This window comes from Microbacterium sp. LMI13-1-1.1 (assembly GCF_040815625.1).
Lineage (GTDB): Bacteria > Actinomycetota > Actinomycetes > Actinomycetales > Microbacteriaceae > Microbacterium > Microbacterium forte.
The window spans coordinates 585303-599744 of record NZ_JBFPNL010000005.1; the positions used below are offsets into that span (position 1 = coordinate 585303).

11 protein-coding genes are annotated in these 14442 nt (G+C 68.6%); 9 read left to right on the top strand and 2 right to left on the bottom strand.

Going from position 1 to position 14442, the window contains the following annotated elements:
• Window positions 1-190: 190 nt before the first annotated feature.
• The 9 genes from MRBLMI13_RS09750 to MRBLMI13_RS09790 all read left to right on the top strand — a co-directional run bounded on the left by MRBLMI13_RS09750 (window position 191) and on the right by MRBLMI13_RS09790 (window position 12411).
• On the top strand, window positions 191-1573 hold the full coding sequence (locus MRBLMI13_RS09750; RefSeq protein WP_367822157.1) for an extracellular solute-binding protein: 1383 nt from the start codon (window positions 191-193) through the stop codon (window positions 1571-1573).
• A complete protein-coding gene (locus tag MRBLMI13_RS09755) occupies window positions 1573-2526 on the top strand; it encodes a carbohydrate ABC transporter permease (protein WP_367822159.1) in 954 nt (317 codons plus the stop codon). The genes MRBLMI13_RS09750 and MRBLMI13_RS09755 overlap by 1 nt, the downstream gene beginning before the upstream one ends.
• A gap of 8 nt (window positions 2527-2534) precedes the next feature.
• On the top strand, window positions 2535-3368 hold the full coding sequence (locus tag MRBLMI13_RS09760; RefSeq protein WP_367822161.1) for a carbohydrate ABC transporter permease: 834 nt from the start codon (window positions 2535-2537) through the stop codon (window positions 3366-3368).
• A gap of 36 nt (window positions 3369-3404) precedes the next feature.
• Window positions 3405-4943: a glycoside hydrolase family 32 protein gene (locus MRBLMI13_RS09765; RefSeq protein WP_367822163.1), complete on the top strand. Its 1539-nt coding sequence runs from the start codon at window positions 3405-3407 to the stop codon at window positions 4941-4943.
• A gap of 132 nt (window positions 4944-5075) precedes the next feature.
• A complete protein-coding gene (locus tag MRBLMI13_RS09770; RefSeq protein WP_079113876.1) occupies window positions 5076-5288 on the top strand; it encodes a heavy-metal-associated domain-containing protein in 213 nt (70 codons plus the stop codon).
• Entirely contained in the window at window positions 5285-6247 is a 963-nt protein-coding gene (locus MRBLMI13_RS09775; RefSeq protein WP_367822165.1) for a heavy-metal-associated domain-containing protein, read from the top strand. Before MRBLMI13_RS09770 ends, MRBLMI13_RS09775 begins: the two co-directional genes overlap by 4 nt.
• A 69-nt stretch (window positions 6248-6316) precedes the next feature.
• The gene (locus MRBLMI13_RS09780; protein ID WP_367822167.1) at window positions 6317-8584 is read left to right on the top strand and encodes a heavy metal translocating P-type ATPase; all 2268 of its coding nucleotides are present in this window, start codon (window positions 6317-6319) and stop codon (window positions 8582-8584) included.
• A 70-nt stretch (window positions 8585-8654) separates the two neighbouring features.
• Entirely contained in the window at window positions 8655-10775 is a 2121-nt protein-coding gene (locus MRBLMI13_RS09785; RefSeq protein ID WP_367823097.1) for a heavy metal translocating P-type ATPase, read from the top strand.
• A 151-nt stretch (window positions 10776-10926) separates the two neighbouring features.
• On the top strand, window positions 10927-12411 hold the full coding sequence (locus MRBLMI13_RS09790; protein WP_200933712.1) for a hypothetical protein: 1485 nt from the start codon (window positions 10927-10929) through the stop codon (window positions 12409-12411).
• Window positions 12412-12457: 46 nt separating this feature from the next.
• On the opposite strand, the gene MRBLMI13_RS09795 is transcribed toward MRBLMI13_RS09790, so the two are convergent.
• Both MRBLMI13_RS09795 and MRBLMI13_RS09800 read right to left on the bottom strand, forming a co-directional pair.
• Window positions 12458-13510 carry an ABC transporter ATP-binding protein gene (locus MRBLMI13_RS09795; protein WP_367822169.1) on the bottom strand — a complete coding sequence of 351 codons (1053 nt, stop codon included), beginning with the start codon at window positions 13508-13510 and terminating at the stop codon, window positions 12458-12460.
• Complete coding sequence (locus tag MRBLMI13_RS09800; protein WP_367822171.1) at window positions 13507-14439, bottom strand: ABC transporter permease; 933 nt, start codon at window positions 14437-14439, stop codon at window positions 13507-13509. The genes MRBLMI13_RS09795 and MRBLMI13_RS09800 overlap by 4 nt, the downstream gene beginning before the upstream one ends.
• Window positions 14440-14442: the final 3 nt, after the last annotated feature.

Sequence of the window (14442 nt, forward strand, 5' to 3'; positions counted from 1 at the left end):
CCTCCTGTCGTGACATCTCCAGCTTAGGCAGTGCATGCGGCACCCCGGAACCACGCTGGTTGAATTGATTTAGCAAAATCGTTGCGGCCCTCGATCGACGATGCTAACCTCGGCGATGCTGAATCAATTTAGCTTCATGGGCGGGACTCGATTCCCTCGCTCTGAAGTCATTCACTCAGGAGAGAACATCGTGGTTGATCTCACTCGCAGGGCTCTGCTCGGCGCGATCGGTCTGGGCATCGTGGGCACCGTCGTCTCGTGGCCGAGGCTCACCGGAGCCGACATCCCCGGCCGCGGCACAGACACTCTGACCGTCGCCCTCTTCGGCACCGCGCAGGACGCCGTGGCGCGTCAGGCGCTGGTCGACGGGTTCCAGCGCAAGCACCCCGGCATCACCGTGCGCATCGTGGCCATTCAAGGACAGGACTGGAGCGAGTACTTCGCGAAGATCCTCACGATGATCGCCGCGGGCACGCCGCCCGACGTCGTCACGGTCGCGACCGAGGGGGCGCAGCTCTTCGCATCGCGCCTCGCGCATCCTCTCGACGAGTATGTGCGCCGCGACGCGTCGGAGATGCAGGAGTACTTCGACGACGTGAACCCGACCCTCATCGAGGCGTTCATGTACCAGGGCAGCCTGTTCCAGATGCCCGACAACTTCAATGCGGCGAACGTCTTCTACAGCACGACGGCCATGGATCGCGCGGGGCTGGAACGCCCCGCCGACAACTGGACGCTGGAGGACTTCCTCGGCACCGCCCGTGCGATGAAGAAGAGCGCTTCGGGGCAGTTCCTGCCGTACTTCTGGAACAACCGGCTGTGGGGCGGCGTCGTCCCCTGGCTGTACGTCAACAACACCAGCTTCCTGCACGAGGAGAAGGCGAGCGGCGGCGACTGGCTGTGGGACCGCTTCTACCCCGGCCAGCCGGCCCGCAGCGGCGGCTATGTGTGGAAGCAGGCCGACGCGCTCAACGAGCACGCGATCGAGAGCTTCTCGGTGCTCGAGCGCATGGTCTCGGAGGGCCTCGCCGCGAACCCCGCACAGGGTGGCGGAAACGAGCTGGTCTCTCTGTTCTCCACCGGCTCGGTCGGGATGACCCCCGCGGGAGGCTTCTGGGTCAGCGGCCTCGAAGAGGCGGGCGTCGCGAACGACGCCTACGACGTGACCTACTTCCCGAGGATAGCGGGGCAACGGCACCAGTTCGGGGCGGGCGGCTACGCAATCATGGAGACCTCGCCCCGCAAGGACGAGGCATGGGAGTGGCTCAAGTACTGCGTCTCGGTCGAGGGCATGACGATCGCCCACCCGAAGCCCGACTCGTCACTCCCTCGTCGCTCCCTCAACGCCGAGCTCTATGGTGCGGGGGTGGGGCCTGCGCACTGGGAGGTCTTCTACGACACTCTCGACAAGTTCCCCGACACCGGTCCGATGCCGGCGCCTCCGCAGCAGGCCGCCGTCGAGTCCGCTCTGCTCAAGAACGTGGTGTCGACCATCACGAACGGCCCATCCGGCGTCCGCCGAGGGCTCGAGACCATGCAGCGAGATCTCGAGCTCGCGCTGGGGGGAAACTGATGTCCGAGAACACCTTGTCCGAGAACACCACCCGCACTCTCACCGTGCCGCCGGGATCCCGGCGCGAGACCGGCACGGTCGCCCGCTCGGGACGATCGATCATCTGGGTCTTCCTGGCGCCCACCCTCATCGGGCTCGGGCTGTTCAACTTCGTCCCGATCATCGGATCGTTCGTCCTGGCCTTCTTCCGCTGGGACATCATCTCCGACCCGGTCTTCGTCGGGTTCGACAACTTCGTCGATCTGGCGGCCAACCCGACGGTGAGCGTGTCGTTCCTGAACACCATCGGCTTCGTCGTCGTCGCCGTCATCCTGCAGCTCGGGGTCGCACTGGTGCTCGCGGTGCTCGTCCAGTCGAAGATGCCGAACTGGCTGCGCACCTTCTTCCGGTCGGCGCTGTTCTTCCCGCTGATCCTGTCGGCCGCCTCCGTCTCGCTGATCATGGCGTACCTGTTCAACCAGGAGTTCGGCCTGGTGAATCAGACGTTGAATCTGATCGGCATCGCGGATGTCGGGTGGTTGACGACCGGACTCGGCGCGAAGGTCGTGGTGCTCCTGGTCTACGTGTGGCAGAACTTCGGGTTCACGTTCCTGCTCTTCATCGGCGGGCTCGCCGCGATCCCGAGTGAGGTCTATGAGGCGTCCGCCCTCGACGGTGCGGCGGGATGGACCCAGTTCCGCATGATCACGCTGCCCCTGGTGAGCCCGACGCTGCTCGTGGCATCCGTCATGGCGATCATCAACGCCCTGCAGATCTTCGACCAGCCGTGGGTGCTGACCCGCGGCGGCCCCGGTGACGAGACCCGCACGGCCGTGATGGTGATCTACGAGTCCGCGTTCCGACAGCTCGATTTCGGTGGAGCGTCGGCCATCGGCATCGTGCTGACCCTTCTGATCATGCTCGTCACGGCCATCCAGTTCCGGCTGAGCCGCCGATTCGTCTTCTACGGGTGAGGCCCATCATGACAACGACAGTGGTTACGAAGCGCTCCTGGCTCTACACGCTCGGCACGGGCGGCAAGTTCGCCCTGCTCGGACTCGCGGCACTGCTGACCCTCGGGCCCGTCGTCTGGACCCTGATCACGGCGCTGTCGCCGACCGACAGCGTGACCCAAGAGGTCAACGTGGGTTTCGGAGCCTTCGCCGACGTCTTCACCAAGATCCCGATCTGGCTCTACGCGTGGAACAGCGCCCTGGTGGTGCTGCTGGTCGCCGCCGGCCAGATGCTCTCCGCCGCGATGGCCGGCTACGTCTTCGCGAAGTTCGAGTTCCGTCACAAGAAGCTGATGTTCGCGCTGGTCCTCGCGACGATGATGGTTCCGCTGCAGGTGACGATCGTCCCCGTGTTCATGCTGGTGAGGGGCATGGGGCTCGCCGACACCCTCCTCGCTCTCATCGTGCCTGCGCTTCCCACCGCTTTCGGCACGTTCCTGATGCGGCAGTACTTCATGGGCATCCCGACCGAGCTGGGCGAGGCCGCCCAGCTCGACGGGGCCGGGCCCTGGCGCACGTTCTTCGGCGTCTACCTGCCGCTGGCCACCCCGGGGCTCGCGATCGTCGGCATCCTCGCCTTCAACTATCACTGGAACGAGTTCTTCCGACCTCTCATCATGACCATCAGCGATCAGAACTTCACGCTGCCACTCGGCCTGGTGACGCTGCAGGGCAACCTCGGCACCGGCAGCGTCTCGACGGTGCTCGCCGGTGTGATCCTCTCGATGATCCCCGCACTCCTGGTGTTCTTCTTCGGGCAGAAGCCTCTGCGCGAAGGACTCACGGCGGGCGTCGGCAAATGACGCACGCCCCCATCAAGTAGAAAGACGACTGCCCCGGTGACCCCCACTGACCTTCCCCCGGTCCGCACCCTGAGCCCGCGACTGCACTTCGCTCCGCGCAACAACTGGATGAACGATCCGAACGGTCTCGTCTTCCACGACGGTCTGTACCACCTGTACTTCCAGTACAACCCGGAGGGTAGCGAGCACGCCCACCTCAGCTGGGGCCACGCGACGAGCACCGATCTCGCGCGATGGACCGAGCACGAGCCGGCGATCCTCTGGGACGACACGGAGCAGATCTACTCCGGCTCCGTCGTGGTCGATCACGGCAACACCTCAGGGTTCGGCACGGCCGAGGAGCCTCCGCTGGTGGCGCTCTACACGGCGGCCGCGGACGGGCACCAGGCGCAGGCTCTCGCGTACAGCACCGACGGCGGATACGTCTGGACGAAGTATCGCGGCAACCCGGTGCTCGACCGGGGCACGAGCGACTTCCGCGATCCGAAGGTGTTCCGCTACGACGACGGGGGCAATGGCTACTGGGTGATGGTCGCGGTCGAGGCGGAGGACCGCCAGGTGCTGTTCCACCGCTCCGACGATCTCAAGACGTGGACCTATCTGTCGTCCTACGGTCCGGCCGGCCCCGTCGGCGGGGTCTGGGAGTGCCCGGACATGTTCAGGCTGGCGATCGACGGCGATGAGGACGATGCGCGGTGGGTGCTGCTCATCAGCCTCAACCCGGGAGGCATCGCCGGCGGCTCGGGGACCCACTACGTCGTGGGCGAGTTCGACGGCACGACCTTCCGGCCGACTGCGCCCCTTCCGACTCCCGCGCCCGAACTCCTGGTCGACCGCAGCCAGTCGCGTGACGAGCTCGAGGCGTTCGGCTGGATCGACTTCGGCCCCGACTGCTACGCCGGCGTCACGTTCGACGGCCTCGCCGCGCACGAGCGGACGCTGATCGCCTGGATGGACAACTGGCGGTACGCCGGCAGCATCCCGCACGATGACTCCTCCGAGTACCGCAGCGCGATGACTCTTCCCCGCAGGCTCTCGCTCACCCGCGACGGCAGCGGTGCGGTGCGTCTGCGGCAGGCGCCGGCGATCGAGGTCGGGGCCGACGAGATCACCGAGCTCGGCTCGCTGACGGGTCGTGTCGCTGTGGATGCGGGGCCGGCGGGTGCGGGGTCGGCGGATGCTGCGCTGGCGGATGCGGTGCGGATCCGTGTCACGGCGACCTTCGGAGACGCCGACAGCGTCGAACTCCGCATCGGGGCCGGGGATGCCGGCGAGGTCGTCATCCGGCAGAGCCACGCGAGCGGGCGCATCGACGTCGTTCGCCCCGACGTGGTTCCGCCCGCGGGGGTGGGCGGGTCGATGTCGATGCCCGTCGCGCGTGCGGGCGAGGTCGCCTGGGAGATCTGGATCGACGCGCTGAACGACCGGGTGGCATCGCTGGAGCTGTTCGCGGAGGACGGCGATCGGGTGCTCACCGCGTTGATCCCCGCCTCCTCGCGTCGCGCCTGTTCGCTGGCGGCCGTGGCGGGAACGCTGCGCGAGGTGCGCGTCGCCGTCGCAGAGGAGGCGTGCTGAGGTAGCGGCACCGGCCTCGCACGCGACAGCTGCGGTCGCGCGAAGTCATCGACCCATCGCGGAATACCCCGAGAGGGTATACGCTTGTTCTTAATACCCCCCAGGGGTACTAGAACGAGGGATGGAGACATGATGACGAAGAACGAGTTCCAGGTGACGGGCATGACCTGCGGGCACTGCGAGATGTCGGTGCGCGAAGAGGTCTCCGAGATCCCCGGCGTCGAAGACGTCCAGGTGAGCGCCCAGACCGGAAAGCTCGTCGTCACCGGCTCGACGTCGGTCGACGATGCGCAGGTCCTGGCCGCCGTCGCAGAGGCAGGCTATTCGGCGGTGCGGACGGCATGAACGCCGGCGCACGGCTCGGCCTCTTCGGGGCGGGCCTCGTGGTGGCGTTCGGCGCGGCCTTCGGGCTCGCCGGCGTCATCGTTCCCGCGAGCGCGGTCAGCGACTGGACGAAGGGGGCGGAAGTTGACGATCACAATGGTCACGCCGAGAGTGCTGTCGGCGCGGATGACGCGGCGAGTGCCGCTGCAGACGACCTGAAGGGCCTGTCGCTCGGTCTCGACGGATATGTGCTGTCGCCGATCGAGGCGCCGGCATCCCCGGGCGAACCCGGTGCACTGGCATTCCGGATCGAAGACGCCGCCGGCGTCCCCGTCACGGACTACGCGACGGCGCACGATAAGGATCTGCACCTGATCGTGGTGCGCTCAGACGGGAGCCGGTTCCGACACGTCCATCCGGTGCTCGACGAGGCCACGGGAACGTGGTCGCTTCCCTGGGAGTGGACAGATGCCGGAACCTACCGCGTCTTCGCGGACTTCACCCCGGCCCGGGCGGATGCTGCGTCGCTCACTCTCACGCGCACTGTCCAGGTGGCGGGTGAGTTCGCACCCGTCGCGCCGCAGCCGACCCGCGTCGCGGAGGTCGATGGCTTCACGGTCTCGCTCGACGGCGACCTCGAAGCAGGAGCGGCGAGCGATCTCACTGTGACGGTCGCACAGGACGGTCGTCCGGTCACCGCCCTGGAGCCGTATCTCGGCGCGTTCGGCCACCTCGTGGCGCTGCGCGACGGCGACCTCGCGTATCTGCACGTGCACGCCGCGGGTGATGAGCCCGAAGCGGGCGAGACGTCGGGGCCCGAGATCGCGTTCGCCGCAGAGGCCCCGACCGCGGGGCGGTACCTGCTGTACCTGGACTTCCAGGTGGACGGCACGGTGCACACGGCCGGGTTCGTGCTCGATGCCGCTCAGGCACAGGGCGTGACCGAAACCGAGGGCGATTCGCACGACGACGGGCACTGACCGTCAGCCGTCGCCCCTGCCGCAGCTGATCGCTGCGGCCCACAGATGGAAGCCAGAGAAGGAACGAACATGAGCACGTCAGCACCTGCGAACGCAGGGACCGGAGTCGAACTGGAGATAGGCGGCATGACCTGCGCCTCCTGCGCGATGCGGATCGAGAAGAAGCTGAACAAGCTCGATGGCGTCGTGGCGACCGTCAACTACGCGACCGAGAAGGCGAAGGTCACCGTGCCGGACGGGTACGATCCGGCGGCGCTGATCGCAGAGGTCGAGAAGACGGGGTACTCGGCGTCGATCCCCGCACCGAAGGGCTCGAAGAACGATGCCGCCTCCGCCGGTGAGGGCACCGCAGACTCTGAGCTGCGGTCGCTGCGCAACCGCCTGATCGGTGCGATCGTGCTGACGGTGCCGGTGATCGCGATGGCCATGATCCCGGCGCTGCAGTTCACGTACTGGCAGTGGGCCTCGCTCGCACTCGCGGCCCCGGTGATCCTCTGGGCGGCGTGGCCGTTCCACCGGGCCGCATGGATGAACCTCAGGCACGGCACCGCGACGATGGACACGCTCATCTCCCTGGGCACATCGGCCGCATTCCTGTGGTCGCTCTACGCGCTGTTCTTCGGCACGGCCGGCACCCCCGGCATGACCCACCCGTTCGAGTTCGCACTGGCCCCCTCCGACGGGGCGGCGAACATCTATCTCGAGGTCGGTGCCGGGGTGACGATGTTCATCCTCGCCGGGCGCTACTTCGAGAAGCGGTCGAAGAAGCAGGCCGGCGCAGCCCTGCGCGCGCTGCTCGAGCTCGGCGCGAAGGACGTCGCGGTGCTGCGCGGTGGTGTGGAGACGAAGATCCCGGTCGAGGATCTGCAGGTGGGAGACCAGTTCGTCGTGCGGCCGGGAGAGAAGATCGCGACCGACGGTGTCGTGGTCTCGGGCACGTCTGCCGTCGATGCATCGATGCTCACGGGTGAAGCGGTGCCGGTCGAGGTCGCAGAGGGCGACGCCGTCACCGGTGCCACGACCAACGTCGGCGGCCGGCTCGTGGTGCGCGCCACCCGGATCGGCTCCGACACGCAACTGGCGCAGATGGCCCAGCTCGTCGAAGACGCTCAGACCGGGAAGGCGGAGGTCCAGCGTCTCGCCGACCGGATCTCGGGCGTCTTCGTGCCGATCGTGATCGTGATCGCCGTCGTCGCGCTGGGCGGCTGGCTCGGCGCGGGGTTCCCCGTGGCCGCGGCATTCACCGCGGCGGTGGCCGTGCTCGTGATCGCGTGCCCGTGCGCGCTGGGCCTGGCGACCCCCACCGCGTTGCTGGTCGGCACCGGGCGGGGTGCGCAGATGGGAGTGCTCATCAAGGGTCCGGAGGTGCTGGAGTCCACCCGCACGGTCGACACCGTCGTGCTCGACAAGACGGGCACGGTCACCAGCGGCAAGATGACGCTCGTCGACGTGGTCGTCGAGCCCGGCACCGAGCGCGCGGAACTCCTGCGGCTCGCCGGCGCGCTGGAGGATGCCTCGGAGCACCCGATCGCCCAGGCGATCGCCAAGGGCGCGACACAGGAGGTCGGAGCTCTGCCGACGCCCGAGGACTTCACGAACATCGAAGGCAAGGGAGTGCAGGGGATCGTCGACGGTCACGCCGTGCTCGTCGGCCGGGACTCGCTCCTCGCCGAGTGGTCGCAGACGCTGAGCCGCGAGCTGGCGTCGACGAAGGCCCGCGCCGAGAGCGAAGGCAAGACCGTCGTCGCGGTGGGCTGGGGCGGGCAGGCGCGCGGCATCCTGGTCGTGGCCGACACGGTGAAGCCGAGCAGCGCCGAAGCGATCGCCCAGTTCACGGCGATCGGGCTGACCCCCATCCTCCTCACCGGCGACAATGACGCGGTCGCCAGGCGCATCGCGGCAGAGGTCGGGATCGACCAGGTCATCGCCGAAGTCCTGCCGAAGGACAAGGTCGACGTCGTCAGACGACTGCAGCGCGAGGGAAAGGTCGTCGCGATGATCGGTGACGGCGTCAACGACGCCCCCGCACTCGCGCAGGCCGACCTCGGCATCGCGATGGGCACCGGGGCGGACGTCGCGATCGAGGCATCCGACATCACCCTGGTGCGTGGAGACCTGCGCAGCGCGGTCGACGCGATCCGACTGTCGCGGAAGACCCTCGGAACCATCAAGACCAACCTGTTCTGGGCCTTCGCCTACAACGTCGCGGCCATCCCGGTCGCCGCGCTCGGAATGCTCAACCCCATGCTGGCCGGCGCAGCGATGGCACTGTCGAGCGTCTTCGTCGTCGGCAACAGCCTGCGCCTGCGGGGGTTCCGGAGTGTCATCCCGCGGTGACCCGGGCGATGTCGCGCACCCCGAAGAGAGACACTGAGATCCACACCCGACACGGGAGACAGCACTCATGATGAGCACGCACCACGCCGAGGGAAGCGCCGGCGACCAGCACGTCACTCACGATCACCACGCTCAGGACGCAGACGCAGGTCACGAGGGGCACGCCGGGCACGAGGGGCGCGGCGGGCACGAGGGCCACGGTGGTCACGCGGGGCATGGCGACCACGTCGGCCAGTTCCGGCGCCTGTTCTGGATCAACCTCGTCATCGCGGTGCCGGTGGTGGCGTTCTCGCCGATGTTCGCGATGATCTTCGGCTACGACATCGCCGACGGGGCGCGGTTCGTCTCTCCCGTGCTCGGCACCGTCATGTACGTGTGGGGCGGATGGCCGTTCCTCTCGGGTGCGATCGGCGAACTCAGGGCGCGCACGCCGGGGATGATGCTGCTGATCGCCCTCGCGATCACCGTCGCGTTCTTCGCCTCGTGGGGCGCAACCCTCGGAATCCTCCACCACGAGCTCGAGTTCTGGTGGGAGCTCGCCCTCCTCATCGTCATCATGCTGCTCGGCCACTGGATCGAGATGAGATCCCTCGCGCAGACGACCTCTGCGCTCGACTCCCTCGCCGCGCTGCTGCCCGACGAGGCCGAACGGGTCGAGGGTGACGCGATCGTCATGGTCGCACCCGCCGATCTCGTCGTCGGCGATGTCGTCGTCGTACGCCCCGGAGCGAGCGTTCCGGCCGACGGTCGTGTCATCGACGGGGCCGCCGCGATGGATGAGTCGATGGTCACGGGCGAGTCCCGCCCCGTCGCCCGCACGAAGGGAGACACGGTGACCGCGGGCACTGTCGCGACCGACTCCGGCCTGCGGGTCGAGATCACCGCCACCGGCGACGACACCGCACTCGCCGGCATCCAGCGCCTGGTGCTCGACGCGCAGAACTCGTCGTCCCGGGCGCAGCGCATCGCCGACCGCGCAGCCGCACTGCTCTTCTGGTTCGCCCTGGTCTCGGCGGCTCTCACCGCGCTGGTGTGGACTCTCGTCGGAGATCCGGATGCCGCCGTCGTGCGCAGCATCACCGTGCTCGTCATCGCCTGCCCGCATGCGCTCGGCCTCGCGATCCCGCTGGTCGTCTCGATCGCCACGGAGCGCGCTGCCCGGGGTGGTGTGCTCGTCAAGGACCGCCTGGCGCTCGAGAGCATGCGCACCGTCGACGCCGTGCTGTTCGACAAGACGGGCACGCTGACAAAGGGTGCACCGACCGTCACCGCCGTCGAAACGATCGGTGGCATCGACGCCGACCGCCTGCTCGCGCTCGCCGCATCCGCAGAGGCCGACAGCGAGCATCCGCTGGCTCGCGCCATCGTGCGCGCGGCCGAAGACAGAGGCCTGACGGTGTCGAAGGCCTCGGGCTTCTCGTCATCTCCGGCGGTGGGAGTGACCGCCACCGTCGATGACAGCGAGATCCGCGTGGGCGGGCCGAAGCTCCTCGACGAGGTCGGAGGCCGAGAGATCGCCACCGCAGACGCATGGCGAGGCGAGGGTGCCATCATCCTGCACGTGATCGTCGACGGGCAGGTGGCCGGAGGAGTGAAGCTCGCCGACGAGGTGCGCCCGGAGTCTCGTGACGCTGTCGACGCCCTGCACCGCCTCGGTGTCGAAGTGGTCATGATCACCGGTGACGCCCAGGCCGTGGCCGAATCCGTGGCGACCGAGCTCGGCATCGACCGGGTGTTCGCCGGTGTGCGCCCCGAGGACAAGTCCGCGAAGGTCAAGGAGCTGCAGGCCGAGGGCAAGAAGGTCGCGATGGTCGGCGACGGCGTCAACGATGCCCCCGCTCTTGCTCAGGCCGACGTCGGCATCGCGATCGGTGCCGGCACCGACGTGGCCATCGCCTCGGCCGGCGTGATCCTCGCGAGCTCCGACCCCCGGTCGGTGGTCTCCGTGATCGAGCTCTCCCGTGCCGCCTACCGCAAGATGACGCAGAACCTCTGGTGGGCGGCCGGGTACAACCTGCTCTCGGTGCCGCTCGCCGCCGGCATCCTGGCGCCCGTCGGATTCGTCCTTCCCATGTCGGTCGGAGCCGTGCTGATGTCGCTGTCGACGATCGTCGTCGCTCTCAATGCCCAGCTGCTGCGTCGCATCGATCTGACTCCCGAGGCGAGCGTCCGGGCCGTTCTGGGGCGGTGAGGAACTGATCGCAGAGATGCCGTGACATCTGTGCGGCAGTGCAGACGTGGTGCGAGAATCGGATGCAATCCGAGATGGGTTCGGCGTCGAACAACTCTCGGACATCGAGCCCGTCGACGGTGCGGACGCTCGCCTGGTCGAGAGGAAGCCCATGAGACTCGCACAGACGCTCAAGCGGATCGAGCTCGAGACGCGCCCGATCCATCCCGAGACGCGCCGCGCTCTCGCCATCCGCTGGTCGGAGCTGCCCGAGCATGCGAAGACGCCGAACCAGCTCCTCGGACGCTGCGCCGTGGGGTGCGAGGGAACGCACGGCGTCTTCCCCAAGTGCAATCTCACGTGTTCGCCCTGCTACCACTCGGCTGACGCCAACAAGGTGCGCATCGACGGCGACCACACGGTCGACAACGTCGCGCGACAGATGTCCTACCTGCGCCAGGTGCGGGGGCCGCGAGCTCACGCGCAGCTGATCGGCGGCGAAGTCAGCCTGCTGTCGGCCGAAGACCACGCCCAGGCGCTTCTCGCCATGCGAGCGGTCGGGCGCGAGCCGATGTCGATGACCCACGGTGACTTCGAATACGACTACCTCCTCGACGTGGTGCTCGACGAGGATCGCAAGCCGAGGTTCGACAAGGTGTCGTTCGCCGCCCACTTCGACTCGCTCATGCGGGGGCGCAAGGGTGCGGTGCGGCCGCACAGCGAGGCCGAGCTCAACCCGTTCCGCGAGAAGTTCGCGCAGATGTTCATCGATCTCAAGCGCGACCACGGCGTCGACAGCTACCTCGCGCACAACATGACCGTCACGCCGTCGAATGTCGACGAGGTCGAGCAGGTCACCCGCGACGTGCTCGAGATGCCGTTCGACATGATGTCCTTCCAGCCGGCCGCGTTCATCGGCGACGATCGGCGGTGGCGGGAGGACTTCGGCGAGGTCACGATCGACGCCGTGTGGGAGCGGATCGAGGCGGGTGCGGGGCACAAGCTGCCCTGGCAGGCGACGCAGTTCGGCGACCCGCGGTGCAACCGGTCGACGGTCGGCGTGCGTGTCGGCGGCGGTTTCGCGGCGCTGCTCGACCCCGACGACCCGAAGGACATCGCGGCGCGCGACCGATTCCTCGACCACTTCGGCGGCATGATCTTCGGCGGCATCCCGAAGCCGGTGCTCGTGGTGAAGGTCGTCCGTGCGATCGCCGGCCACCCGGGTGACATCCCTCCGCTCTTCGGTCTCGCCCGACGCGTGCTCCGCCGTGCCGGCGGACTGCGTCGCGTGCTGCGTGAGGCACGCCGAGGCAAGGTCTCGTTCAAGACCTTCGTGGTGCACAACTTCATGGATGCCGAGCAGGTCGATCCTGCGTGGAAGCTCATGGAACAGGGCATCGTCGCCGACGACCCGCTGCTCAAGGAGACGCAGGAGCGCCTCGGCTCGTGCATGTACGCGATGGCGCACCCGGAGGACGGGCGCCTGGTTCCGGCGTGCGTGCAGCACTCCGTTCTCGACCCGATCGAGAACATCGAACTGCGACGACTGCTGCCGATCCCGTCGGTCCGCGACGGCGCCGAACCGCAGGTGGTCTCTCGGCCTTCAGGTCTCACGGGCGTGCGGGAGACGGGCGCGTCCCGAGCCACCACCCGCTGATCCGCGACGGCCGTCTGCGCCGATGAGCCCGGCGTCGGTGGCGGGATCAGCCGGCGATCACGTGCACGGCGGTGGTCGGCAGCGCGAGCCGCACACGGTCGCCGAGCTGACACCGCTGCGTCGGTGGCGCCTCGGCATGCAGCGCGGCGCCGCCGCAGCGCACGACGATGTCGGACCGCGCACCGGTCACCCGGACCGACTCCACGACGCCCGAGATCGCGCCCGACGGGGCCGCCCGATCGCTGTCGTCTGCGAGCACGGCCACGTCCTCCTGCCGGATCACGAGTGTTCCGGCACCTGTCGGTGTCTCAGGCGGCACCGGCACCGAGCCGAGCGCGCTGTGGTGACGCCCGTCGCGAACCTCGCCGGCGATCGCGTTCCGACCTCCCATGAGCTGCGCCGCTCGCAGATTCTGCGGCTGGCGGTACGCCTCGCGCACGGTGCCCTCGTGCAGCAGCACGCCGTGCTCGACCAGGGCGATGCGATCCGACGCCCGTGCCGCCTCGTCTCGATCGTGTGTGACCAGCACGATGGTGGGCGAGACAGCGCGGCGCACGGCCTCGAGAAGGTCGTGCATGTCGCTGCGCAGCGCGGGATCGAGAGCGCTGAACGGCTCATCGAGCAGCAGCACCGCCGGCTCCGCTGCGAGAGCCCGGGCGATCGCGACCCGTTGCTCCTGACCACCCGACAGCTCGCCGACCCGGCGGTCGCCGAACCCCTGCAGCTGCACCATCTCGAGGTAGTCGTCGGCGCGGGATCGCGCTGCCCTGCGGCTCATGCCCGACACGCGGTCGGAGAACGCGACGTTGTCGAGGATCGAGAGGTGCGGGAACAGCAGCGAGCGCTGGAAGACCATCCCGACTCCGCGACGCTCCGCCGCGATCCCGGCGACATCCGTGCCGCCGATGCGCACCGTTCCGGCATCCGGGTCTTCCAGCCCGGCGATGACCCGGAGCAGGGTGCTCTTGCCCGACCCGCTGGGGCCGAGCACGGCCGTGCAGGTGCCGGCGGCCACCGTGAGAGAGAAGGCCCGCAGTGCAGGCGTCGGCGAGCCGGGGAATCTCTTGTCGAGTCCGTCGAGGACGAGGTCGGCGCTCACGCGGAAGCTCCTGGGGTCGTGGGGTGGGAAGACGAGGCGGCGGAGGTGGTGTTCGGGGGAGCGGATGGCCTGCGGCGCCTTCCGCCAGCGGCTCGGCCGGATCCACGCAGGGTCAGGACGGCGACGAGGAGGAGCACCGGGGGGATGACCGCTCCGAGGGACATGACGGCGACGGCGGCGTCGTTGCCGAGACCGGCGGCGGCTCCTGCCACGATCAGCGGAAGGGTGACGAGCTCGCCGCCGCCGACGATGACCGTCACGATGTAGTCGCTCCACGCGACGAGGAATGCGAGGAACGCGGCCCGCGCGAGCGCGGGGGCGATCATCGGCAGGTGCACGCGGCGCAGCACTCGAGAGGGCGTGGCGCCGAGCAGTCGCGCCTCCTCTTCGTATGACAGGTCGTAGGCGCCGTACGCCGCGCGCATCACGAACGTCGTGTACGGCAGAGCGAGCACGACGAGCACCAGGACCACGCCGACGATCGGAGGCACATATGCGCGCAGCAGCAGCACGTTGACGCCGAGGACCGCGGCGAACGGTGGCAGGGCGATGGGTGCGAGCAGCAGCGCCGAGACCGTGCGAGGGAAGGGGACGGTGCCGAAGGTCAGCGCCCGCGCGGCGAGGGCGCCGAGTGGTGTGGCGACCGCGGCGACGACCAATCCGAGCAGCACGGACCGGGCGAATCCCGGCACCAGGCCGAAGCCCAGAGCCTCCTCGAGGCCCTGCACTCCCCATGCCGTGGGCAGGGGAGACGGAAACGACCAGGCGTCGGCGGACGCCCAGAGCACGAGGGGGAGGAACGGCAGAGCGAACCAGGCCACCAGCAGCATCGTCAGCGCCACGCGGATGACACGGCCGGCGCCTCGTGGCGTGGTGAGGGCGCTCTGCATGGTGGGGGTGCTCTGCATCGGCAGGGTCGGCGACGGCATCCG